The following is a 24,169-nucleotide window of genomic DNA, read 5'->3' on the forward strand; positions in this document are numbered from 1 at the left end:
GCGCAATGATGAAGGGCGCCGGGATTGTGTCCGCGGCGCCCCTGTCAATCCATGCCTGCCGTGTGGATTACACGCGCTCGATGATGCCCGCCGCACCCATGCCGGCACCCACGCACATCGTGACCATGCCGTACTTCAGGTTGTTGCGGCGCAGGGCGTGCACGACGGTCGCGGCGCGGATAGCACCGGTTGCGCCGAGCGGATGGCCCAGCGCGATCGCGCCACCCATCGGATTTACCTTGCTCGTATCAAGATTCAGGTCGCGGATCACGGCCAGCGCTTGCGCCGCGAACGCTTCATTCAGTTCGATCCAGTCCAGCTGGTCCTGCGTGATGCCGGCAGCGGCCAGCGCGGCGGGAATCGCCACCTTCGGGCCGATGCCCATGATTTCCGGCGGCACGCCGCGCACGGCGAACGACGAGAACTTGGCCAGCGGCGTGAGGTTGTGCTCGCGCAGGATCCTTTCGGAGACGACGATCAGCGCGCCGGCGCCGTCGGACATCTGCGACGACGTGGCCGCCGTCACGGAGCCCTTGGCGGCGAACACCGGCTTGAGCTTGCCCATCGATTCCATCGATGCGTCGGCACGCGGGCCTTCGTCGTTCTCGACCAGGCGCTTGCCCACCTTGATCTCGCCGGTCTTCAGGTCCGGCGTGCGGGTGATGGCTTCCACCGGCGTGATCTCGTCCTTGAACAGGCCGGCCTGCTGGGCGGCGATGGCGCGGCGGTGCGATTCCAGGCCGAACGCATCCTGGTCTTCGCGGGAGATCTTCCACTGCTTGGCCACGTTCTCGGCGGTCAGGCCCATGCCGTAGGCCAGGCCCACGTTTTCATCCTTGAACGTGTCCATGTTGATGGACGGGTGATGGCCCATCATCGGCACCATCGACATCGATTCCACGCCGCCGGCGATCATCACGTCGGCTTCGCCGACGCGGATACGGTCGGCCGCCATCGCCAGCGCGGTGATGCCCGATGCGCAGTAGCGGTTGACGGTCACGCCGCCCACGGTGTTCGGCAGGCCGGCCAGCACCACGGCGTTACGGGCCACGTTGAAGCCCTGCTCCGCTTCCGGGAACGAGCAGCCGATGATCGCGTCGATGATCAGGGCCGGGTCCAGGTTCGGCACGGCGGCCATGGCGCCGCGGATCGCGTGCACCAGCAGGTCGTCCGGGCGGGTCTTGTTGAACACGCCGCGCGGCGCCTTGCCGATCGGGGTGCGGGTCGCGGCGACGATGTATGCGTCTTGCAGTTGTTTGCTCATGTTTTTTCCTTGATGTCAGCCGCGGGTTAGTTACGAACCGGTTTGCCGGTTTGCAGCATGCCCATGATCCGCTCCTGCGATTTCGGGTTGTTCAGCAGTTCGAGGAAGGCCTTGCGCTCCATGTCGAGCAGCCACTGCTCGGACACCACGCTGCCCTGGTCGATATCGCCGCCGGACACGATCTCGGCGATCATGTCGCCCAGCTTGTAGTCGTGCGCGGAGATGAAGCCGCCGTCGCGCATGTTGACCAGCTGGCCGCGGATCGTGGCCCAGCCGTAGCGGCCGGTGACCGTGACCGGACGCTGCAGCGGTGCGCGGTAGCCGGAATCGAACATCGAGCGCGCGGTGACCTTCGCCACGTGCAGCAGTTCATACGGGTTGAAGACGATGATGTCGTCTTCCTTCAGGTAACCCATCGCCTTGGCTTCCAGCGCGGATTTCGACACGTTCGCGGTGGCCGCGTTCATGAAGCCCGTCTTCAGGAATTGCAGGATGTCGTTGCCCTTGGCTTCCTTGGCGGCGCGTACGGCCGCTTCCTTCAGGCCGCCGCCGGCCGGGATCAGGCCCACGCCCACTTCGACCAGGCCGATGTACGATTCGATCGATGCCACGCGGCGCGATGCGTGCAGCGCCATTTCGCAGCCCCCGCCCAGCGCCAGGCCCGCAACAGCGGCCACCACCGGCACGTTCGAGTACTTCATGGCCATGAAGGTGTTCTGCAGGTCGCGGATCAGCGGGTCGAGCGCCTTCGGGCCGCCGGCCATGAAGGCAGGCAGGGCCGATTGCAGGTCGGCGCCGGCGGAGAACGCGCCGCCTTCGGCCGCATCCGTGCCCCAGATTACCAGGCCCTTGAAGTTCTTCTCGGCTTCCGCCAGACCGCGCTTCAGGCCGTCGATGACGCCCTGGCCGATCACGTGCATCTTGGTCTTCAGCGAGATCACCAGCACGTCGTCGCCGGAATGCCACAGGCGCACGTCGTTGTCTTCGAACACGGTGGTGCCGGCTTTCGACGGGTCGATGTCGCCCGAGCCCAGTACCGGTGCGCGGAATGCCTGGCGCTCATAGACGGCCAGGTTCGAACGCGGCACGTAGCTGTTCGACTTGGCGGAGTACGAGCCTTCCGGCGTGTGCACGCCCTTCTCGGCCACTTTTTCGTCGAAGACCCACGCCGGCAGCGGTGCGTCGGTCAGCGCCTTGCCTTCTTCGATGTCCTGCTTCACCCATTCGGCGATCTGCTTCCAGCCGGCGGCCTGCCACGTTTCGAACGGGCCCACTTTCCAGCCGAAGCCCCAGCGCATGGCAAAGTCCACATCGCGCGCGTTGTCGGCGATCGTGTCCAGGTGATAGGCGATGTAGTGGAAGGCGTCGCGGAAGATCGCCCACAGGAACTGGCCTTGCGGGTTGGTCGATTCGCGCAGCGCCTTGAATTTCTTGACCGGGTCCTTTTCCTTCAGGATGCGGGCGATGATGTCGGCAGCCTTGCCGCCGCCGGCCACGTATTCGCCGGTGGCGAAGTCCAGGCGCTGGATGTCCTTGCCCACCTTCTTGTAGAAGCCGCCGCCCGTCTTCTGGCCCAGCGCGCCCTTCTCGATCAGCTTGGCCAGGATGTCCGGCGTCTTGTACACGCTGAAGAACGGATCGTCCTTCAGGTTGTCCTGCATCGTCTTGATGACGTGGCCCATCGTGTCCAGGCCCACCACGTCGGCGGTGCGGAACGTGCCGGACTTGGCGCGGCCCAGCTTCGCGCCGGTCAGGTCGTCGACGACGTCCACGGACAGGCCGAACTTCTCGGCTTCATGGATCGTGGCCAGCATGCCGAAGATGCCCACGCGGTTGGCGATGAAGTTCGGCGTATCCTTTGCGCGCACCACGCCCTTGCCCAGCGCGGACGTGAGGAAGGTTTCCAGCTGGTCCAGGATCTCCGGGCGGGTCGCCTCGGTCGGGATCAGTTCCACCAGGTGCATGTAGCGCGGCGGGTTGAAGAAGTGCACGCCGCAGAAGCGTGCCTTCAGGTCCGCGTCGAAGCCTTGCGCCAGCTGCTCGATCGGCAGGCCGGACGTGTTCGATGCGAAGATCGCGTTGGCGCCGATGTGCGGGGCCACCTTCTTGTACAGGTCGTGCTTCCAGTCCAGGCGCTCGGCGATCGCTTCGATGATCAGGTCGCAGTCGGCCAGCTGGTCCAGGTTGTCCTCATAGTTCGCGACCTGGATCAGCGACGCGTCTTCCTTGTCGCCCAGCGGTGCCGGCGACAGCTTTTTCAGGTTGTCGATGGCGCGCAGCACGATGCCGTTTTTCGGCGTGCCTTCTTTTCCAGGCAAATCGAACAGCACGACCTGCACCTTGGCGTTCACGCAGTGGGCGGCGATTTGCGCGCCCATCACGCCGGCGCCCAGCACGGCGACTTTTTTCACACTGAAGTTCGTCATTTCTTGTTCCTTGATTTGTTAGAACAGGTCGGCGTCCAGCGCCATCAGGTTCGATGCGCCCGAGCGTGCCTGGCGGATCAGCATGGCGGTTTCCGGGTACAGGCGGCCGAAGTAGAAGCGTGCGGTCGCCAGCTTGGCCTTGTAGAACTTGTCGTCCGAATCCTGCTTTTCCAGCGCGATCTTGGCCATCTGCGCGAAGAAGTAGGAGAACACCAGGTGGCCGGCAACGCGCAGGTAAGGCACGGCGGCGGCGCCCACTTCATCCTGGTTCTGGAAGGCCTTCATGCCGATTTCCATCGTCAGCTTCGTGACTTTCTCGCCCAGGTCGCCCAGCGGCGTGACGAATTCGGACATCGCTTCATCGGTGCCGTTGTCTTCGACGAACGCGCGGATCTTCTCGCCGAACTTGCGCAGCTTCGAACCGTTGTCCATCAGGATCTTGCGGCCCAGCAGGTCGAGCGACTGGATCGTGTTCGTGCCTTCGTAGATCATGTTGATGCGTGCGTCGCGCACGTACTGCTCCATGCCCCATTCGGCGATGTAGCCGTGGCCGCCGAACACCTGCATCGCTTCGGAGGTGGCGATCCAGCCGTTGTCGGTGATGAAGGCTTTCACGATCGGGGTCAGCAGGGCCACTTCATCGGCGGCTTCCTTGCGCACTTCCTCGTCCGGGTGGTTCAGTTCGCGGTCGATCTGCAGCGCGACATAGCTGGTCAGTGCGCGGGCGCCTTCGGCGAATGCTTTCGCCGTCAGCAGCATGCGGCGCACGTCCGGATGCACGATGATCGGGTCGGCCGGCTTGTCGGCCGCCTTCACGCCCGACAGGGAGCGCATCTGCAGGCGGTCTTTTGCATAGACCAGCGCGTTCTGGTACGCCACTTCGGTCAGGCCCAGCGACTGCATGCCCACGCCCAGGCGGGCCGCGTTCATGAACACGAACATGGCGTTCAGGCCCTTGTTCGGCTGGCCGATGATCCAGCCTTTCGCGCCGTCCAGGTTCATCTGGCAGGTGGAGTTGCCGTGGATGCCCATCTTTTCTTCGATGGCGCCGCAGAAGATCGGGTTGCGTTCGCCGATGCCGCCATTACCGTCCGGCAGGAATTTCGGGACGAGGAACAGCGAGATGCCTTTCGAGCCTTCCGGTGCGTCCGGCACGCGGGCCAGCACCAGGTGCAGGATGTTCTCGGACATGTCATGCTCGCCGGCCGAGATGAAGATCTTGTTGCCGGTGATGGTCCAGGAACCGTCGTCGTTCGGCAGCGCCTTCGTGCGCAGCAGGCCCAGGTCGGTGCCGCAGTGCGGTTCGGTCAGGCACATGGTGCCGGTCCATTCGCCCGAGACCAGTTTCGGCAGGTACGTTGCCTTCTGCTCGTCGGTGCCGTGTTCCTTCAGGCACTCGTAGGCGCCGTGCGACAGGCCCGGGTACATCGTCCATGCCTGGTTCGACGAGTTCAGCATCTCGTAGAACGAATTGTTCAGCACCACCGGCAGGCCCTGGCCGCCGTATTCCGGATCGCATGCCAGCGCGGCCCAGCCACCCTCCACGTACTGCTTGTACGCTTCCTTGTAGCCCTTCGGCGTGGTGACGGTTTTCGCCTGTGCGTCGTGGTGGCAGCCTTCGCGGTCGCCGGAATGGTTCAGCGGGAACAGCACTTCGGACGTGAACTTCGCGCCTTCTTCCAGCACCGCGTTGATGATGTCGGCATCGGTCTCGGCGTGGGCCGGCAGTTCCTTGAGCTGCTCTTCCACCTTCAGGAACTCATGCAGAACGAATTGCATATCCCGGATTGGCGCGACGTATTGACCCATGTTTATCTCCTGCGACTAAGGCTAAGTGTGATTGGTTGCCGCATCTTGTGGATGCGGCCAGTTTTAAGACTGATAGTTTTCGATCAGGCGGTTGAAGCCCACCGTGGCGCGATCGACGGCGCCGGGAATGCGCAGGAAACGGGCATCGTGGTGCACGGCCAGGATCAGGCCATACATCTCGTACACCAGCTGCTGCGCATCGGTACCCGCTTTCAGGTGACCGCATTCGATCGCCTGCTCGGCCGCCCGCAACAGGGCGCCCTGCCATGCACTCACCATCGCCACCAGTGCTTCGCGGATCGGGCCGGGGCGATCGTCATACTCGACGGCGCCGCTGATGTAGATGCAGCCCGACGCGATCTCGATCGACACCCGCTTGACCCACTGCGCGAACATCAGGCGCAGGCGTGGCAAGCCACGTGGTTCCTTGATGGCGGGATAGAACACTTCCTGTTCGAAGCGACGGTGGTAAAGCTTCAACACTTCCAGCTGTAAATCTTCACGCGAGCCAAAGTGGGCAAATACGCCCGATTTACTCATGTTCATCCGGTCCGCCAGCAGGCCGATGGTCAGCCCTTCCAGCCCGTCACGGCTGGCAAGGTCCAACGCCACGTCCAGGATGGCGGCGCGGGTCATTTCGCCCTTGCGCATGAATTTTGTCGAGGTATTGATGGCTAAATTGCTCACTTTGGCATCCGGCTTCATGGGAGAAAGGAACTTTGATTTTCCCCCGGCCGGTTTGCTCCGTGTGAAAAAAATTACGAACGCTCGTACTATTATCCAGGGCTGGATAAATGTCAAACGGGATCGTTAGAGGTGGCGTTCTATTTTGTACCCGGCGTTGCGCGCGGGGGTTGACAGGTTTTTTTATGCTGCCAAAAGTTGCTCAAAAAATGGGGACGTACCCCATTATTTGAGCAATATTTCCTGGAAAATGGGGTACGTCCCCATTTTCCAGGAAACTATTCGCCGTGGTCGATCTGGTCGCGGATGCGCCGGTCGCGCTTGGTGGGCCGGCCCTTGAGGTCGGCCGCCGGTTCGTGGAACAGCTTGCGCCGTTCCGCTTCCTTGATGCGCCGGGCGATCGATTCCTCGCTTTCCTCGTACAGGGTGCGGGCGATGGGAGCCCCCTGGCGCTTGTCCGAGATGCCCACCACCAGCACGTCCCATTCGTCCGAACCGTTGTCGATATGCAGCTTCTCGCCCAGTTTCACGACCCGCGCCGGCTTCACCCGGTCGCCGTTGACCTTGACCTTGCCGCTGTCGATCGCGTCGATGGCAAGATTGCGCGTCTTGAAGAAGCGCGCGGCCCACAGCCATTTGTCGATCCTTACATTGTCCATCAAGCGTATTTTCCCACTGCAAAAATGCGCATCAGCGTCCGGTACACCACGTAGGCGATCTCGTAACCGATGCGGCGAAAGCGCCCGACGTGCTCGAATTCGTGGGCGTGGACTTCCACGCCTTCGGCCACGGCCGCCTCGATATGCTTGCGCAAGTCCATGGCAAAGGCGGCATCCTTGATCACGACGTTCGCTTCCTGGTTCAAGAAAAGGCTCAGTCCATCCACGTTCGACGAGCCGACCGTGGCCCATTCGTCGTCGATGACGGCGACCTTGGCATGGAGCTGGGTCTTGCGATATTCCACCAGCCGCACGCCGGAAGCAAGCAGCTTGGGATAGAACGAGTGCGCCACGGCATCCTGCAGCCAGTGCTCGCCCACGCCGATCAGCAGGGTGACCTGGACGCCGCGCTGGGCCGTCTGCGACAGCGCCTGGCGGAACTTGCGGCCGGGCGCGAAATACGGGTTCGCCAGCAGCACGCTTTTCTTTGCGGCACCCATCGCCTTCAGGTACGCCCGCTGGATGGTGTGGCGGTTGCGCAGGTTGTCGCGCACCACGAAGCCGGCTTGCACGGTGGTACTGGCTTCGGCGGCCGCCTGGTTGGCACGGCGCGTTTCCTGGTACAAGCCGATGCGCTCGGTCAGCGGCATCCGGCCCAGGCGGCGCCATTGCGCGACGGCTTCCTTGTGGATGTTCGCCACCAGCGGGCCCCTGACCGCCACGGCGAAATCCCAGCGCGGCGCGGACAGGCTGATGTCGTGGTCGTAATCGCAGAACATGTCGTCGTTGATGTTGATGCCGCCCACGAAGGCGATGCAGCGGTCGACGACGCAGATCTTGCGGTGGGTGCGCGAGATGCCGCGCTTGAACCAGGGATTGAAGATGCGGTGCGCGACACCCGCCTCCTGCAGTTGCGCGTGCATCCGCTTGACCCGCCCGGCACCGGTGCCGAACCAGTCGGTGATCATGCGCACCGTGACACCCCGCTTTGCCGCGCGCATCAGCGCGGCCAGCACGGCCTGCCCCGTTTCATCGTCCGCGAAGATATACGTCTCGAAATAGACGTCGTACTGCGCGGCATCGATTGCTTCCATCAGGCTGGGGAAGAATTCGGTACCGCAGTGCAGGAGTTTGACTTCGTTGTCGGCGATGAAATCGACAGGGCGCATAACGCTATAACAGTTTCAGGGTAGCGACGAGCGGTGCGTGGTCCGACAATTTTGCCCAGATCGGGCCATGCAGGACCTGCGCCGATTCTACCTCGAAGCCGCGAACGTAGATACGATCCAGGCGGAAGAAGGGCAAGGCGGATGGGAAGGTGCGGGCTGGACGGACTGCCGCCTGCCTGCGGGCCAGGGTACGGACGAGGTCGCCAAGGCTCGAGCCGGCGCCGATCTCGTCGAACACCTCCACCACGCCCAGTGCCTTGCGCAGCTTGGCGCTCAGCGTATTGCGCCAGTCATTGAAATCGCCGGCGATGATCACGGGCTCGTTGTTCGGTGCGGAAAGCTTTACCGCGTCGATCAGCGCCTCCACCTGCCGCACGCGGCTGCGCTCGAACAGGCCCAGGTGGATCACATAGCAATGCACCACGCCTTTCGGCGTTTCCACGATCGAGTGCAGGATGCCGCGCGCTTCATACGCATGGTCGGAAACGTCGGTATTGGTCCACTTGGCGATCGGATGCTTCGACAGCAGCGCGTTGCCGTGGTGACCGTGGTCGTATTGCGCGTTCAGGCCATAGACGGACTGGTGCGATTCCCCGGCGAAGAATTCGTGCTGGCTGCTTTCAGGCCAGTGCTTAGCCCCATGCCGCTCCTCGCCGAAGCGGGCGGCAATGCGGTCATGCTGGCCCTGCACTTCCTGGAGGAAGATCAGGTCGGCATCGAATGCCGCAATGGCCTGCTTGAGCGCCAGCACGCGCGGCTTGCTGCGGTAGGAAACGCCCTTGTGGATGTTGTACGTGGCGACTTTGATCTTCATGAAAGCCATTCTAGCGCCAACCGTGCTGATTCATCGCGGGCAATCGTGCGGCGGGGATACGATGACAAACATGCAAGGAGACATTACCGGAATCCTCGCGGGCCGGCACAGGGTCCGAACCGGGCTCAGTCATGCAGTCTACTCCGGACGACGAAAGCGATGCCGCCAAAGCGTGGCAATTGTGCGCCGGCCGCACAAAAGATTGCTGCCAATAACCGGGATATCCCCTATAGTTGATCCAACAGAGGAACTTCAAGTTTCCAATTACAACTGACGCGAACGGGAGGCTGTATGGCGATCAGGACTTTCTGCACCACTTTTTGCACGGTATTGGCCACACTGTCGGCGCTGCCGGCAACGGCTTTCGAGATGCTGCCCGAAACGAGCCCGGTGACCGCCGGTATCGCCAACCGCGGCAATGCGGCAGCTCCGCACGCTGCAGGGCGCGTGCTGTTCGAATCCGACGCGCCGATCGGCATGACCGGCCCCGACCAGGGTTCGACATCGCTGCTCAACCAGACTGGAACGTATGTCGGGGGGCTGGTCGCCGGCGACATCGCCTATCGTCCGCACGCGCTGACCACCAGCGAGCCCGAGCAGGGCAACCTGCCCCTGCTGGGTGCCGCCGCCATTGCGCTGCTGGTGGCGCAATTGCGGCGCTCGCGCCGGCCTGCCGTCAGGTAGCGGGGCCGTCAGCGGCCCAGTATCCGCGGCAGCTGCAGGATCGCTTCCGCGTTCGACGCGGAAAAGCACCTGTCCGCGGCTTCAAGATGCGGCAACCACGCGTGCGCGGTGTGCTCGCGTGGCGACAGCATGATGGGGATCTCGCGCGGCACTTCCACGCTGAACACGTGCTCGGTGTTGTGGGTGACACCGGGCGCGTAGCGGTGGCGCCATATCGGATAGATCTCGTACACATTGGACAGGTGCCAGTCGCGCAGCACGATGCGTTCGCCATCGGCCACGATGCCGGTTTCCTCGAACAGTTCCCGGGTGGCGGTGGCCTGCAGCGGTTCGTCCACGGCATCCAGCGAGCCCGTGACCGATTGCCAGAAACCGGGATGGCCAGTGCGCTCGATCAGCAGGACCTGCAGGTCGGCCGTGTGGATGACGACAAGGACGGAAATGGGGATTTTTGGGGGTTTTACAGTTGTCACGTGTACAGGCAGCTCTGTTGAACCCCACGGCAAGTGCTCGGGTCAGACCCGCCGGGTCTGACCCCAGAGTCTGCTTCTGGGGTCGTTGCGAATTTGATCGACACACGTAAAAAAGGGCGCCGCAGCGCCCTCTTCCAAGCTTAGCCAGCCACCTTCGGCTCGGCCGCGCGCAGGCGGATATGCAGCTCTTTCAGCTGCTTCTCGTCCACTTCCGACGGCGCGTGCGTCAGCAGGTCTTGCGCGCGCTGCGTTTTCGGGAAGGCGATCACGTCGCGGATCGAATCGGACTTCGTCATCAGCGTGACGATGCGGTCCAGGCCGAATGCCAGGCCACCGTGCGGCGGCGCGCCGTACTGCAGCGCGTCGAGAAGGAAGCCGAACTTCAGGCGGGCTTCGTCCGGGCCGATCTTCAGCGCGCGGAACACCTTCGACTGCACTTCCTCGCGGTGGATACGGATCGAGCCGCCGCCCAGTTCCCAGCCGTTCAGCACCATGTCGTAGGCCTTGGCGATGCAGGCACCCGGATTGGTTTCCAGCAGGTCCTCGTGGCCATCCTTCGGCGCCGTGAACGGGTGGTGCGTCGCGGTCCAGCGGTCGTCTTCCTCGTCGTATTCGAACATCGGGAAGTCGATCACCCACAGCGGTGCCCACACGTCGTCGAACAGGCCGTTCTTCTTGCCGAATTCGCTGTGGCCGATCTTCACGCGCAGCGCGCCGATCGCGTCGTTGACCACTTTTGCCTTGTCGGCACCGAAGAAGATCAGGTCGCCGTCTTCGGCGCCCGTCAGTTCCAGGATCTTGGCCAGGGCTTCGTCGTTGATGTTCTTGACGATCGGCGACTGCAGGCCGTCACGGCCTTTTGCCTTCTCGTTGACCTTGATGTAGGCCAGGCCCTTGGCGCCGTAGATGGCGACGAACTGGGTGTACGCGTCGATTTCCGAACGCGGCATCTCGGCGCCCTTCGGCACGCGCATGCCGACCACGCGGCCGTTCGGCAGGTTGGCGGCGGCGGAGAACACCTTGAAGTCCACCGACTTCATCACTTCGGTCAGTTCGGTGAACTGCAGCTTGACGCGCATATCCGGCTTGTCCGAACCGTACAGGCCCATGGCTTCCGAGAAGTCCATCACCGGGAACGGGTTCGGCAGGTCGATCGACAGCGTGTTCTTGAACACCTTGCGGATCATGTCCTCGAACAGGTCGCGGATTTCCTGCTCGTTCAGGAACGACGTTTCGCAGTCGATCTGCGTGAATTCCGGCTGGCGGTCGGCGCGCAGGTCTTCGTCGCGGAAGCACTTGGTGATCTGGTAGTAGCGGTCGAAGTTGGCCACCATCAGCAGCTGCTTGAACAGCTGCGGCGATTGCGGCAGCGCGAAGAACTGGCCGGCGTTCACGCGGGACGGCACCAGGTAGTCGCGCGCGCCTTCCGGCGTGGACTTGGTCAGCGTTGGCGTTTCGATGTCGATGAAGCCCAGTTCGTCCAGGTATTTGCGCACTTCCATCGTCACCTTGTAGCGCAGGCGCAGGTTGTTCTGCATCTGCGGGCGGCGCAGGTCCAGCACGCGGTGCGTCAGGCGGGTGGTTTCGGACAGGTTGTCGTCATCGAGCTGGAACGGCACGGCCACGGATGGGTTCAGCACTTCGAGCTGCGAGCAGACCACTTCGATCTTGCCGGACTTGAGGTTGTTGTTGACCGTACCGGCCAGGCGATCCTTTACCACGCCGGTGACGCGCAGGCAGTACTCGTTACGCACGGACTCGGCCGACTTGAACACTTCCGCCTGCTCCGGATTGCAGACGATCTGGACCAGGCCTTCGCGGTCGCGCAGGTCGATGAAGATCACGCCGCCGTGATCGCGGCGACGGTGCACCCAGCCGCACAGGCTGACGGTTTGGCCCAGCAGGGCTTCGGTGGTGAGCCCGCAGTAATGAGTACGCATTGACATGATTATTTCTCGTTCAGGTTGAATTGGGGCTGTGACAATGGAAGCTGTGACCCGGTAGAGGGCTTCATTCGGGGGCGACCACGCCCATCGACACAATGTATTTCAGGGCGGCGTCGACGGTCATGTCGAGCTCCACCACGTTTTCGCGCGCCATCATCAGGAAGAAGCCGGAGGTCGGGTTCGGCGTCGTCGGCACGTACACGGACACATAGTCTCCCACCAGGTGGTTTTTGACGTCGCCACCGGGGGCGCCCGTCAGGAATCCGATCGTGTACGAGTTCGCGTGCGGGTAGGGAATCAGGACCGCCTTGCGGAACGCATTGCCGGACGATGAGAACAACGTATCCGACACCTGCTTCACGCTGCCGTACAGCGAGCTGACGACGGGAATGCGATGCAGCAGCTTTTCCCATAGCCGCAGCACGTAGTTGCCGATCAGGTTGTTGGCCAGCAGGCCGACGACGAACACGATGAGAATCGTCAGGATCGCGCCGAAGCCGGGAATGTCGAACCCGACCAGCGTGCGCGGCTGCCAGCGCTCCGGAACGAACAGCAGCGACTGGTCCAGCGTGCCAATGATGATGTTCAGCACCCAGGCCGTGATGGCCAGCGGCACCAGGACCAGCAACCCCGTCAGGAAGCACTTGCGTATCGTGTTCATCAGCACCTTAGTTCTTGTCGCCGGTGCCGGTGGCTGCCGGCACGGTGGGCGCAGGCGCGGCACTCGACGATTCCGCTTTCGGCGCATCGGCCTTGGCACCATCGGCCTTGGCGGCCACGCCGGTGGCTGGCGCATTGCCGCCACGGAAATCGGTCACGTACCAGCCGGTGCCTTTCAACTGAAAGCCGGCCGCGGTCAACTGCTTCTTGAAGGTGGATTTGCCGCAGGAGGGGCATTCCGTGAGCTGCGGATCGGAGATCTTCTGCAGCACATCCTTGGCAAAGCCACATTCCTCGCAGCGGTAGGCATAGATAGGCATCTGTTACTCCGCAAAAAACATCAAAAACCCTGAATTATAAGTGTTTTTGCGGACGAAGCCTTATTTTGCGGGGCGGGAAAACCAGTGACGGCGACGAATGCCGTCAAGTTATGGTCAGGCCAGCATATCGGGCTGCATGCATCCCCCAAAAGCAAAGGGCCGGGGTCGGACCCGGCGGGGCTTTGCCGGGATTTCAAGGAGCTCCGCTCCTTGCCGGCAAAGCGGTGCTGGCCTGCAGGCCAGCGCTCCTCCCTGACCCCAGGGGCTGCCGCCGGGTTTGCCTTATCTGAATTCAGCGGCGCCGCCACTCCATCCAGCGCTCCTGGCCGCCGAAGACGGGCAGCGAGTCGGGCACCGGCTCGTCTTCCACCAGCGTGAAATGGGGCGCCAGCAGGGCATCGAGCTCGGCGCGGGCGATGCCGAATGGCGGGCCCTTGCCGGGGTCGCCAAAGTAGAAGTAGCCGGCCAGCAGCCCGTCGTGCGGCAGCAGTTCGGCCCACCGTTGCACGACGCGGGGCTGGTGCTCGGGCGGCAGCGCGCACAAGAAGGCGCGTTCGTAGATCACATCGAGCTTGTTCGGCGGCTGGTACGTGAAGAAATCGGCCTGCACGATACGCTCCGGCCAGCGCCGGACGGTTTTTTTCGCCCGTTCCACCGCGTTGGGCGAGAAATCGATGGCGTGCGCATCCCAGCCCGCCTCGCACATCAGGTCCAGCTCATAGGCCGAGCCGGCGCCGGGAATCAGCGCCACCGGCGGCACGACGGCCGCATCGGCGGCCGCGTCGCGCGAGGCCACCAGGCTGCGCAGCTGCTCCGGGATGCCGCCCAGGTCCCACGGCATGAATTGCCGGGCAAAGCGTTCATCCCAGAAGCGGGGATCGAGAGGGTCGCGCGTATCGAATTCGGGCATTCACATCACTCCATGCCAGCGCAGGTAAGCCTGGAAGCCGATGGCCCCGGCCACGAAGGCGCCGACGAAATAAACGAAAAAGCTCAACAGGCGATTGGTACGGCGTTGTTCCTCCGTCAGTTGCCGCAGCAACTCGTTGGTAGTCTGGTCCCGCTCGCCCAGCGCCGTCAGCGCCTGATGGGTCAGGCGCGGCAGCTGCGGCAGGATGTGCGAGTACCGGGGCGCTTCCGCCTTCAGCTTGTCCACCAGGCCACGCCAGCCCACCTGCTCGGATACCCACCGTTCCAGGTGCGGCCGCGCCGTCTTCCACAAATCGAGGTCCGGGTCCAGCACGCGGCCCATGCCCTCGATATTGAGCAGCGTCTTTTGCAGCAGTACCAGCTGGGGCTGTACCTCGACATTGAAACGGCGCGACGTCTGGAACAAGCGTAACAAAATCTGGCCGAACGAGATGTCCTTCAGCGGCCGGTCGAAGATCGGTTCGCAGCAAGCGCGTACCGCCGCCTCCAGCTCGTCGACACGGGTATTCTTCGGCGCCCAGCCCGATTCGATGTGGGCCTCGGCCACCCGCTTGTAGTCGCGCCGGAAGAACGCCAGGAAGTTTTGCGACAGGTAATCCTTGTCGTAATCGTTCAGCGTGCCGACGATGCCGAAGTCCAGCGCGATATAGCGGCCAAACGTGGCGGGATCGATCGACACGAGGATATTCCCGGGATGCATGTCGGCATGGAAGAAGCCGTCGCGGAAGACCTGCGTGAAGAAGATCTCCACGCCATCGCTGCTGAGCTTTTTCATGTCGACGCCCGCTTCCACCAGCCGGTCGATCTGCGAGACGGGAATGCCGGTCATGCGCTCCATCGTGATCACGTCGCTGGAGCAGTAATCCCAGTACATCTCCGGCACCATCAGCAGGTTCGAATCGGCGAAGTTGCGACGCAGCTGCGCGGCATTGGCGGCCTCGCGCATCAGGTCCAGCTCGTCGTGCAGGTACTTGTCGAACTCGGCGACGACTTCCTTCATTTTCAGCCGGTGGGCATCTTTCCACAGCCGGTTGATCATGTCCGCGGCCAGGTTCATCAGCGCCACGTCTTCGTCGATCAGCTTTTTCATACCGGGACGCAATACCTTGACGGCGATCGGGGTACCATCCGGCAACGCGCCGAAGTGCACCTGGGCGATCGACGCGGAGGCAACCGGCACGCGCTCGAAACGGGCGAACAGCTGGTCGGGATGGGCGCCCAGCGAGCGTTCGATCTGCGCCACCGCCAGGTCGGAATCGAACGGCGGCACGCGGTCCTGCAGCTTCGACAGTTCCGCGATCAGGTCCGGCGGCAGCAGGTCGCTGCGCGTGGACAGCACCTGCCCCAGCTTGACGAAGATGGGGCCCAGTTCTTCGAGCGCCATGCGCAGGCGGATGGCGCGTGCCGTCGAGATATCGCGCCAGAAGAACGCCGTGTCGAAGAAGCGGTTGATGCCGGGCTTGTCGAAGCCGGAAATGGCGATTTCATCGAGGCCGTATTTGACGATGACACGAAGGATTTTAAGCAGGCGTAGGAATTTCAGGATCATCGAGGGTCGGCGCCTTGCTTGTTCATCTTGTTGTTGAGTTTCTGTTCCAGCTTTTCCAGCCGCTTGGCAAAGCGCTCGACATCGTCACGCAGGCGCGTCACGTCGCCGGCAAATGCCTGCGCGGTCACGGGGCGCACCAGCACCGGATTCTCTTCCAGGAAATATTCAGCGACATTTTCCGTCACTTTGCGCTGCCCTTGCTGCAGGGAGGCCAGCGCCGACTTCATGCCCGATACCATGCGCACGGCGGCCACCGGACCGAAGACTTTTTCGAGGTCGTGCTCGGCTTCCCAGCGCAGCGCCTGCGACAGCCGCGAGATCGCATTGGCGAATTCCGCATCGCCCTCGATTTGCACATAGGAAAACGCACGTTCGCGGTTTTGCGCGATCAGCGGCAAGTCGGACAGTTTCAGGCGGATGGTGACGGCAGCGCCCTGCTCGGCACTTGCAGCCTCGACCATGCCGTCGGCCGCCACGCGCAGGCGCAGCTCGACAGGCGACGCATCGATGCGGGCAACCTTGCCGGCATATTGCTTCAGCTCGGCGCGAGCCCAGGGCTCCTGCGCCAGCAGGTGATTGATGGTGGCGGCGGCCGGCATCGACAATGTCGGCAACGCATTCGGGAATGGGAACATGTTTTAGGAGCGCAAAAAAACAAAACCGCCCAGGAAATCCAGGGCGGTTTCGATCTTACCAGTTTGCAGGAGATTAACCCTGCACGATGGTGTCATCAAGCTTAAGCAACCTGCTGGATACCCCGAGCAGCCAGCCGCCATTGCCACTGACCGGCTTCACCAGGTTCCATACTTCATTCAATGGTTCCGGCAGCGCATCCGGTGCCGGCTTGGTGCGGCCGGTGAACTGCACCGAAGCCACGTATTCGGACCCGGTGTTCTCGATGCCCAGCAGTTCCGCTTCGATCTCGACGACGTCGGTGTAGTCTTCCTTGCCGCCCCGTTCCTGGATCTGCATGCGCAGTTCGGCGAACACTTCCGGCGTGGTGAATTCACGGATATCGTTCACGTCGCTCTTGTCCCACGCGGCCTGCAGGCGAATGAAATTGCCCTTGGCGTGGCGCAGGAATGCGGCCTGGTCGAAGTCCGCCGGCACACCCCATTGCTGGTGCGGCTGCTGCACGTTCGAACCAGGCTTGTTCAGGTCGATGCCCGACGATGCCGGCTGCAGGCGCGAACCGATTTCCGGCGTGGACGAGCCGCCCTGGGGTGCCTGGTTGCCGAAGTTGCCATTACCACCGCCATTGTTGCCGCCGAAGCCGCCCGCATAGGCGCTGGCCGGCTGGGCACGGTTACCCTGCGACTTGCCCTTGATCAGGCGCCAGATGAAGAAGATGGCGGCGGCGATCAGCGCGAACGTGAGAAGCGTGCCGATCATGCTGGCCAGCGCGCCGCCGATGCCCAGGTGCGACAGCAACGCGCCCAGGCCCAGGCCCAGCAGTGCGCCGCCGAGGATGCCCTTCCACATGCTCGGCTTCTTGGCCGCCATGGCCGGCGCCGGCGCCGGCTGGTTCGCTGGGCGAGCCGCGTTCTGCTGTTGCGGCGTGGCCGGCTGCGCCTGGCGCGGCGCCATGTTCTTCACGTTCTGCGACTGGCGGCCGAACGATTTGCCGCCGCCCATCGGGCGCGCCGACAGCTCCGCCGTCATCGAGATGGCGGCAAGCGCAAGCGTGGCGCCGACAAGGAATTTTTTCAGTTTCATGGCTCTGTCCTAGGTTGATTACAGTTTGATGCCGGTGTGTAAAGCGGCCACACCTGCCGTCAGGTTGTAATACTGGACCCGCTCCAGTCCTGCTGCCTGCATCATCGTCTTCAACGTTTCCTGGTCCGGATGCATGCGGATCGATTCAGCCAGGTAACGGTAGCTTTCCGAATCGTTGGCGATCCGCTTGCCCAGCCATGGCAGCACCGAGAACGAATAGATGTCGTACGGCTTTTGCAGCGGCTCGGCGACCTTCGAGAATTCCAGCACCAGCAGCTTGCCGCCGGGCTTGAGCACGCGGCGCATTTCCGCCAGCGCCTGGTCCTTGTGCGTCATGTTGCGCAGGCCGAAGGCCACGCTGACGCGATCGAAATAATTGTCCGGGAACGGCAGCTTTTCCGCATCACACAGCAAGGTGGGGGTCACGAGACCCTTGTTCAAGAGCCGGTCGCGGCCCACCCGGAGCATCGATTCGTTGATGTCCGTGAGCCACACCTCGCCCGTCGGCCCCGCCTGCTTGGCGAACGCCTTGGCCAGGTCGCCCGTGCCCCCGGCAATGTCCAGCACCTTCATGCCGGCGCGCACGCCCGCGTTGGCGATCGTGAACGTTTTCCAGATGCGGTGCAGACCGCCGGACATCAGGTCGTTCATCACGTCGTACTTGGCGGCGACGGAGTGGAAGACCTTGGCGACTTCCTTGACTTTCTCGTCCTCGTTGACGGTCTTGTAGCCGAAGTGGGTGGTGTTGGTCATTAGCGTTGTGAGTGGAGACGGTGGGACGGGTTGATCTTCCGGCATTATACAAGCGTCATCCGACAGGCAGCGCCCGTGGTTCGCCAGCGCCACACCCATTGCTGAATTAGCAATTTCCAACACTTTTTCAAAATCATGTCAACCACCCTCGGCAAGGCCGCGTTAAGTGAGCAAGCCGGTCTCTTCGACACGGCATCTGTCTACTGAATACGGAGGAAGACAATGGAGCTTCAGCATCAACTCCCCGCGGATATTTATTTTCCCGAGATCGATGAGGCAACCCGCCAGATGATCGACGCAACGGATGCACAGGCGCGCCGCGCCCAAGGTGGCAAGCCGCCCGCACCGATGCCGTTCAATGCCGAGGCAATCCGTACGCTGCCGCCCGCCGCCCGCGCCGCCTTCCGCTACATCTGGGAACGCGAACAGCGCCGCTACGAGGAATACGTACAGCGCCGCCGCAGCAACGCGGTGAACTGATCCAACAGGGCTCTACAGCCCCTGCATTCAGCGCAGCCCCAGGTGGCTGCGCAGCGTGGTGCCCTCGTAGCGTGTGCGGAACAATCCGCGCCGTTGCAATTCCGGCACGACCAGGCGCAGCACATCATCGAGGCCGCCCGGCAATGTCGGCGGCATCAGGTTGAAGCCATCCGCCGCACCTTCCTCGAACCAGGCCTGCATCTGGTCCGCCACCTGCTTTGCCGTGCCGATCACGGTGAAATGGCCGCGGCCACCCGCGATGCGTTCATACAGTTGCCGGATCGATAAATTCTCGCCCTGCGCAAGCGCGGTCAGCAATTGCTGGCGGCTGCGCTGGCCATCCTGCGTGACCGGCAATTCCGGCAGCGGCCCATCGAGCGGGTAGCCGGACAGGTCGAAATTCCCGATCATGCGCCCCAGCAGTGCCAGGCCGGCTTTCGGCTCGATCAAGCCTTGCAACTGGGCGAATTTGTCCTGCGCCTGCCCTGCCGATTCGCCGACGACAGCGAAAATGCCGGGCATGACACGCAGGCTGTCCGGCGCGCGGCCATGCCCCGCTATCCTGCCCTTCATGTCGCGATAGAACGCCTGCGCGTCCGCCAGCGTTGCCTGCGCGGTGAACACCACGTCCGCAGTGGCCGCCGCCAGCGCGCGGCCCGTTTCCGAACTGCCGGCTTGCACGAGGACCGGCTTGCCCTGCGGGCTGGGCGGCACGTTCAGCGGGCCGGCGACGGAAAAATGCTCCCCACGATGATCCAGCCTGTGCACCTTCGACGGGTCGAGCAACTGGCCGCCGGCCTTGTCGTCGACGAATGCCCCCTTCTCGAAGCCCTGCCAAAGCCCATCCACCACGGCATGGAATTCGCGGGCCCGCGCATAGCGCGTGGTATGGTCGACATGGCGCTCGCGGCCGAAGTTGGCCGCTTCCGCCGCATTGTCGGACGTGACGAGGTTCCACCCCGCGCGCCCGTTCGAGATACTGTCGAGCGAAGCGAACTGCCGGGCCACCGTATACGGCTCGTTGTACGTGGTGGTCGCGGTGGCGATCAGGCCGATGCGGCTCGTGACGGCGGCCAGCGCCGACAGCAGCGTTACCGGCTCGAGCGACGGCGCCCCCGTCAGCGCCATGCTGTCGGCCAGGAAGACCGCATCGAGACAGGCGCGCTCCGCGCTTTGCACCACGTTGCGATAGACCTCGAACGGCGGCGATGCCAGGTCGGTATCGGGATGCCGCCACGCGGCCACGTGGTGGCCATGGCGCATCAGGAAGGCGGTCAGGCTCAGCTGCCTGTGTGCTGGTGCTGCCGGGGCCATCAGAACTCCTTGCGTGCGGTGATACCGAAGTACCGGCTGTCGTCGCGCGGCACGCCGCGGTGCACGTAGCCGGTGCCCGTGACGAGGTTCGTCGCATACGACTTGTTGGCCAGGTTCTTGCCAACCAGCGCGACGCGCCAGCCTGCCGCCGGCTGCGCCAGTTCGATGGCCGCGTTGACGATGCCGTAGCCGGGCTGGATCGTGTCAGGCGACTGGAACAGGTCGAACTGCGTGCGGCTCTGGTACGTGTAGTCGAGGTTCAGGTTGACTTCGTGCCCGCTGGCCAGGGGCACGTTGTAGCCGCCGCGCAGGAAACCCTTGAAGCGCGGCGCGAAAGGCAGCGTCTTGCCGTTCAGGTTGCACGAGGCGGCCGCCGAGGGCGGGCAGTTGAACGCATCCACCTGCGCATCGGTCCAGGCGAAGGCGCCGGTGAACGTCAGCTGGGGCGTCGGCCGCGCGGTCACGTCCAGTTCCACGCCGCGCGTGGAGACGTCGCCGGCGTTGACGAGGCGCGTGACGATCGCGCCGGCCACCGTGTCATAGAAGTTGGCCTGGTAGTTCGCATACTCCGTGCGGAACAGCGCCACGTTGGCCGTGAGCCTGCGGTTGAATGCGGAAGTCTTCACGCCCAATTCGAAGGAGTTCGACGTTTCCGGCGCCAGCGCCAGCGTATCGCGTGGCAGCATGTTGAAGAACACATTGTAGGCCGGGCCCTTGTAGCCGCGCGAGAACGTCGCATACGCCGTTGCCGTGGGCGAGAAATCGTGCTGCAGGCCGATCCGGCCCGACCAGTCGTTCGACGTGGTGCCGCCCGCGCTTTGCGTGCCCGGCTGCACGCCGGCGAACGCCGTCCCCTGCGTGGACGTACGCACATGGTCGTAGTCCAGTTCATCGCGTGTCCAGCGCGCACCGGCGATGACCCGCCACGCCGGGCCGATGTGGAGCGTGCCTTCGCCGAACGCCGAGTAGCTGTCGCTCTCGACACCGTAATCGGCGCGGCCGCTGTTGGTGGCCGCCGTGGTGACGCCGGTGGTGACAATGCGCCGGTACGTTTCGCGGTCCTTGCCGTGCAGGTAGAACAGGCCGGCAACGTAATCGACCGTCAATGCGTCGAACGCCCCAAGGGTGGGCAATGCAATGCGCGGCGATGCGATACGCAGCTCCTGCGACGCCTGCGTGAATTCCAGCGTGCCGATATCGCGCGTGGCCGGATATGCGCCCGTGATGCGAGAGGCCTCGGCGCTGTTGCCGATCGGCGAAGTGGTTGTGTGCTGCGTATTGTCCCAGGCACGCCACGCCGTGATCGACGTGAGCGTATAGCCGTTGCGGCGCCAGTTCACCTGCGCCGAGATCCCCTTGTTCGTGTCGTCGATCGCGTTCGGCAGGTCGAAGTTCACTTGCCGGTTTTCCGCGCCCGCCACCGCGGGCAGCAGCGCCTGCGCGAACGGCGCGCTGGTCTGTTTGTAGGCCGTCTGCGTGGGCGAGCTTTCGGACTTCAGGTAATCGGCGATCAGCGCGATATCGGTATCGGCGTTCGGCGTGATGTCCAGCCGGCCGCGCACGCCGCGGCGCTCATGGCCATTGACCTGGCCGCCGCCGGCATGCACGTTCTTCACGTTGCCGTCGTAGTCCGCGTAGGCCGCGTTGATCGACGCACGCAGCACGCCCGGCTGCAGGGCACCGCTGACGCCGGCCCGCACGCGCTTTTCATGTCCCGTCCAGGCCGAAGCATCCACGTAGCCGGCCAGTTGTTCGGAAGGCGTGTGGCTGACGATGTTCAGCACGCCGGACGAGGCATTCTTGCCGAACAGCGTTCCCTGTGGACCGCGCAGCACTTCGATGCGGTCGATGTCGAGCAGGTCGATCGTGGCCTGGCCGGGACGCGCGTAGACGACGCCGTCGACCACCGTCGATACGGTGGGTTCGACGCCGGGCGACGTGGATATGGTACCGATGCCACGAACGAACAGGGTCGAGTCCTTGTTGCCGCCCTGCTGGCGGAATGCCGCACTGGGGATTTCCTGCACCACCGTGTCGATGCTGGTGCGGTTGGCCAGTTCCAGCTGGTCGCCATTGACGACCGATACCGCGAGCGGCACCGATTGCAGCGATGCGGAACGGCGCGTTGCCGTCACCGTGACGGAGGCCAGCACCGCCTCGCCCTGTGCGGCCGGGTCTGCTGCCGGTATCGGTTCGGGCAGCGGTTCGGCCGCGCAGGCGAGTCGTGCGCCGAGCAGCAGGCCGGCGGCCACGCCGATATGGATGTGCCGATGATTGTTCTTGTGTTGATGCCGTTTCATGAGATCCCCAATATGCGAAAAACCGTTCTGCACCTGCGGAAAACCAGCTTGGTGCGCGATGCCTGGACTGCTAGAATTTTTTCTATGGTACCGATACCGTCGCAGTGTCCGCGAACGCAAAAATGAAGTCAAAGAATCAAATGGAGCATCGATATGTCGATTGGGAATATGGTGAACGAGAGGTTGAACGATGAGGGTTGAACGATGAGTGAAGAGCCGAGGAAACGCCGTGGCTCCGGGCGCGCCACGATCCACGACGTGGCGAAGCTGGCCGGCGTGGGATCGATCACGGTCTCGCGTCACCTGAAAAAGAACGGCTACGTGTCGGACGAACTGGGCGCGCGAATCGATGCCGCCGTGGCGCAATTGCGGTATGTGCCGAACCTGGCGGCCGGCGGCCTCTCTTCCGCCCATAACAAGGTGGTGGGCATGGTGGTGCCGAACATTTCGGGCCCGATCTTCGCCAGCACGATCCAGAGCTTCAACGACACGCTGAACCGTCACGGTTACCAGGTGCTGCTGGCATCGAGCTACTTCTCGGCGGAGCAGGAAGAGAACGCCGTGCGCGCCTTCCTCGGCTGGTCACCGGCGGCGCTCGCCGTGGTTGGCCGTTTCCATTCAAGCGGTACCGAAGCCATGCTGGCGACGGCCGGCATTCCCGTCGTGGAAACGTGGGATTACGCGCCGCGCCGCAAGCCGATCCAGGTGGGCTACTCGAACCGCGAAGTGGGTGCGCAAGCGGCACGGCACCTGCTGGCGAAAGGCTACAAACGCATCGCATTCGTGCAGAACAGCGTGGCGGGCGACCTGTCGGCACTGGACCGGCGCGACGGCTATGCCACGGTACTCGAAGAGCACGGGCTGGAACCCTGGACCTACGCGCCGACCGAAGCGGCGCCGTTCGACGCGGGCCGGCAGGCGCTGGACGAACTCACGCGCGGGAAGCGTAAGGCCGACGCGATCATCTTCGCCAATGACAACCTGGCGGCCGGCGCGCTGCTGGCGTCACAGCGCGCAGGCATCGAAGTGCCGCGCCGTTGCGCACTGATGGGCTTTGGCGATTACGCGTTCTCGCCGCTGCTGCTGCCCAGCCTCACCACCATCCGCCCGCCCGGCCGCGAGATCGGCGAGATCGCCGCGCAGCGCATCCTGCAGGCGCTGGGCGCATTGCCGGCCGACCCGAAGCCGGCCCGGCTGAACCTGCTCGAATGCGAGCTGATCGAACGGGAAAGTACCTGACCATGGGATTGACGATGAAAAAAATGCTGGCGGCACTGTTTGCCCTTGCGCTGCTTTCCGCACCATCGGCGCATGCCGAAACGATACGGATCGGCTTCCAGAAAGGCGGCGGGCTGCTGACGATGATGAAACGCCAGGGTAACGTCGAGAAGGCGTTCGCGGCTGCCGGCACCGCGGTGAAATGGGTCGAGTTCCCGGCCGGCCCGCAGATGCTGGAAGCGCTCAATGCGGGCAGCATCGATGTCGGCACCACCGGCGCGCCTCCCCCCATCTTCGCCCAGGCGGCCGGCATCGACGTCGTCTACGTGGGTGCCGAGCCGCCGCCCGTCGCCAGCGAAGCGATCATCGTGAAGCCCGGTTCGCCGATCCGCACCGTGGCGCAACTGAAGGGCAAGCGGGTCGCGTTCGCCAAGGGTTCCGGCTCGCACCTGCTGCTGGTGGCGGCGCTGAACAAGGCGGGGCTGACGATCCGCGACGTGCAGCCGATCTTCCTCGGCCCGTCCGAAGCGCGCGCCGCGTTCGATGGCGGCAGCGTCGATGCATGGGTGGTGTGGGATCCCTATCTCGCGGCCGCCCAGAAAGCCTATGGCGCGCGCGTGGTGGCCGACTACACGGGCCTGTTGCAAGCCAACGGGTTCTATCTCGCCTCGCGCGCGTTCGTGAAGCGCGCACCGCAGGCCGTGGGCACGCTGCTGGAACAGATCGCGCTGGCCGGCAAGTGGGCCAATGCGCACCAGCAGGACATGGTGGCCATGATGGCGCCCCAGGTGGGCGTTCCGCCGGACGTGATCGCCACGTGGCTGGGGCGGCAAAAAGCGGGCGTGGTGCCGATGGATGCGGCGATCGTGGCCAGCCAGCAAAAGGTGGCGGACCTGTTTTACCGGGAAAAACTGATTCCCCGGCCGGTCACGATCGCCACGCAGGCGTGGACGTGGCAGCGCCGCTGAGCGGCGCCGGGTGACTCATTCGCGGCGCGGCCG

Annotated in this window: 22 protein-coding genes; 4 read left to right on the top strand and 18 right to left on the bottom strand. The window is 63.7% G+C overall.

What is annotated here, in order from left to right; translation table 11 throughout:
• Positions 1-67 precede the first annotated feature (67 nt).
• From EWM63_RS10285 to EWM63_RS10315, 7 genes are all read right to left on the bottom strand, one after another.
• On the bottom strand, positions 68-1,264 hold the full coding sequence (locus tag EWM63_RS10285) for an acetyl-CoA C-acyltransferase (RefSeq protein WP_130186431.1): 1,197 nt from the start codon (positions 1,262-1,264) through the stop codon (positions 68-70).
• 26 nt (positions 1,265-1,290) lie between these two features.
• Positions 1,291-3,690, bottom strand: coding sequence for a 3-hydroxyacyl-CoA dehydrogenase/enoyl-CoA hydratase family protein (locus EWM63_RS10290; protein WP_130186432.1), 2,400 nt, complete (start codon positions 3,688-3,690; stop codon positions 1,291-1,293).
• Positions 3,691-3,708: 18 nt separating this feature from the next.
• Positions 3,709-5,499 carry an acyl-CoA dehydrogenase C-terminal domain-containing protein gene (locus EWM63_RS10295; RefSeq protein WP_130186433.1) on the bottom strand — a complete coding sequence of 597 codons (1,791 nt, stop codon included), beginning with the start codon at positions 5,497-5,499 and terminating at the stop codon, positions 3,709-3,711.
• Between the two features lie 63 nt (positions 5,500-5,562).
• Positions 5,563-6,150, bottom strand: coding sequence for a TetR/AcrR family transcriptional regulator (locus tag EWM63_RS10300; protein WP_130190311.1), 588 nt, complete (start codon positions 6,148-6,150; stop codon positions 5,563-5,565).
• A 311-nt stretch (positions 6,151-6,461) separates the two neighbouring features.
• Positions 6,462-6,842, bottom strand: coding sequence for an RNA-binding S4 domain-containing protein (locus EWM63_RS10305; protein ID WP_130186434.1), 381 nt, complete (start codon positions 6,840-6,842; stop codon positions 6,462-6,464).
• Positions 6,842-8,011 carry a cardiolipin synthase ClsB gene (clsB, locus tag EWM63_RS10310; protein ID WP_130186435.1) on the bottom strand — a complete coding sequence of 390 codons (1,170 nt, stop codon included), beginning with the start codon at positions 8,009-8,011 and terminating at the stop codon, positions 6,842-6,844. The genes EWM63_RS10305 and clsB overlap by 1 nt, the downstream gene beginning before the upstream one ends.
• Positions 8,012-8,015: 4 nt before the next feature.
• On the bottom strand, positions 8,016-8,825 hold the full coding sequence (locus tag EWM63_RS10315; RefSeq protein ID WP_130186436.1) for an endonuclease/exonuclease/phosphatase family protein: 810 nt from the start codon (positions 8,823-8,825) through the stop codon (positions 8,016-8,018).
• A 291-nt stretch (positions 8,826-9,116) separates the two neighbouring features.
• Between EWM63_RS10315 and EWM63_RS10320 the strand changes: the two genes are divergently transcribed.
• On the top strand, positions 9,117-9,509 hold the full coding sequence (locus EWM63_RS10320) for a hypothetical protein (protein ID WP_130186437.1): 393 nt from the start codon (positions 9,117-9,119) through the stop codon (positions 9,507-9,509).
• A gap of 8 nt (positions 9,510-9,517) precedes the next feature.
• On the opposite strand, the gene nudB is transcribed toward EWM63_RS10320, so the two are convergent.
• From nudB to ubiE, 9 genes are all read right to left on the bottom strand, one after another.
• On the bottom strand, positions 9,518-9,982 hold the full coding sequence (nudB, locus tag EWM63_RS10325; protein WP_130186438.1) for a dihydroneopterin triphosphate diphosphatase: 465 nt from the start codon (positions 9,980-9,982) through the stop codon (positions 9,518-9,520).
• A gap of 140 nt (positions 9,983-10,122) precedes the next feature.
• Positions 10,123-11,928, bottom strand: a complete 1,806-nt coding sequence (gene aspS, locus EWM63_RS10330; RefSeq protein ID WP_207221270.1) for an aspartate--tRNA ligase — start codon at positions 11,926-11,928, stop codon at positions 10,123-10,125.
• Between the two features lie 64 nt (positions 11,929-11,992).
• Positions 11,993-12,580, bottom strand: a complete 588-nt coding sequence (locus EWM63_RS10335) for a DUF502 domain-containing protein (RefSeq protein ID WP_130190313.1) — start codon at positions 12,578-12,580, stop codon at positions 11,993-11,995.
• Positions 12,581-12,596: 16 nt separating this feature from the next.
• Positions 12,597-12,908 (bottom strand): FmdB family zinc ribbon protein, encoded by a 312-nt coding sequence (locus tag EWM63_RS10340; RefSeq protein ID WP_130186439.1) that lies wholly within the window; start codon positions 12,906-12,908, stop codon positions 12,597-12,599.
• A 292-nt stretch (positions 12,909-13,200) separates the two neighbouring features.
• Positions 13,201-13,818: a methyltransferase gene (locus EWM63_RS10345; RefSeq protein ID WP_130186440.1), complete on the bottom strand. Its 618-nt coding sequence runs from the start codon at positions 13,816-13,818 to the stop codon at positions 13,201-13,203.
• Positions 13,819-15,387, bottom strand: coding sequence for a ubiquinone biosynthesis regulatory protein kinase UbiB (gene ubiB, locus EWM63_RS10350; protein WP_130186441.1), 1,569 nt, complete (start codon positions 15,385-15,387; stop codon positions 13,819-13,821).
• Positions 15,384-16,022, bottom strand: a complete 639-nt coding sequence (locus EWM63_RS10355) for a ubiquinone biosynthesis accessory factor UbiJ (protein WP_130186442.1) — start codon at positions 16,020-16,022, stop codon at positions 15,384-15,386. The genes ubiB and EWM63_RS10355 overlap by 4 nt, the downstream gene beginning before the upstream one ends.
• A 73-nt stretch (positions 16,023-16,095) precedes the next feature.
• Complete coding sequence (locus EWM63_RS10360; RefSeq protein ID WP_130186443.1) at positions 16,096-17,103, bottom strand: Tim44 domain-containing protein; 1,008 nt, start codon at positions 17,101-17,103, stop codon at positions 16,096-16,098.
• An 18-nt stretch (positions 17,104-17,121) separates the two neighbouring features.
• Positions 17,122-17,856, bottom strand: coding sequence for a bifunctional demethylmenaquinone methyltransferase/2-methoxy-6-polyprenyl-1,4-benzoquinol methylase UbiE (ubiE, locus tag EWM63_RS10365; protein ID WP_130186444.1), 735 nt, complete (start codon positions 17,854-17,856; stop codon positions 17,122-17,124).
• A 222-nt stretch (positions 17,857-18,078) separates the two neighbouring features.
• On the opposite strand from ubiE, the gene EWM63_RS10370 reads away from it, so the two are divergent.
• The gene (locus EWM63_RS10370; protein WP_130186445.1) at positions 18,079-18,336 is read left to right on the top strand and encodes a hypothetical protein; all 258 of its coding nucleotides are present in this window, start codon (positions 18,079-18,081) and stop codon (positions 18,334-18,336) included.
• Positions 18,337-18,363: 27 nt separating this feature from the next.
• Here EWM63_RS10370 and EWM63_RS10375 read toward each other — a convergent pair whose 3' ends face one another.
• Positions 18,364-19,650: an LLM class flavin-dependent oxidoreductase gene (locus EWM63_RS10375; protein WP_130186446.1), complete on the bottom strand. Its 1,287-nt coding sequence runs from the start codon at positions 19,648-19,650 to the stop codon at positions 18,364-18,366.
• On the bottom strand, positions 19,650-21,950 hold the full coding sequence (locus EWM63_RS10380) for a TonB-dependent receptor (protein ID WP_130186447.1): 2,301 nt from the start codon (positions 21,948-21,950) through the stop codon (positions 19,650-19,652). The genes EWM63_RS10375 and EWM63_RS10380 overlap by 1 nt, the downstream gene beginning before the upstream one ends.
• Positions 21,951-22,154: 204 nt before the next feature.
• Here EWM63_RS10380 and EWM63_RS10385 point away from each other — a divergent pair, with 204 nt between their 5' ends.
• Both EWM63_RS10385 and EWM63_RS10390 read left to right on the top strand, forming a co-directional pair.
• A complete protein-coding gene (locus tag EWM63_RS10385; RefSeq protein ID WP_130186448.1) occupies positions 22,155-23,189 on the top strand; it encodes a LacI family DNA-binding transcriptional regulator in 1,035 nt (344 codons plus the stop codon).
• Between the two features lie 14 nt (positions 23,190-23,203).
• Positions 23,204-24,136 (top strand): sulfonate ABC transporter substrate-binding protein, encoded by a 933-nt coding sequence (locus EWM63_RS10390; protein WP_130186449.1) that lies wholly within the window; start codon positions 23,204-23,206, stop codon positions 24,134-24,136.
• Positions 24,137-24,169: the final 33 nt, after the last annotated feature.

The organism is Pseudoduganella lutea (assembly GCF_004209755.1).
Lineage (GTDB): Bacteria > Pseudomonadota > Gammaproteobacteria > Burkholderiales > Burkholderiaceae_D > Rugamonas > Rugamonas lutea.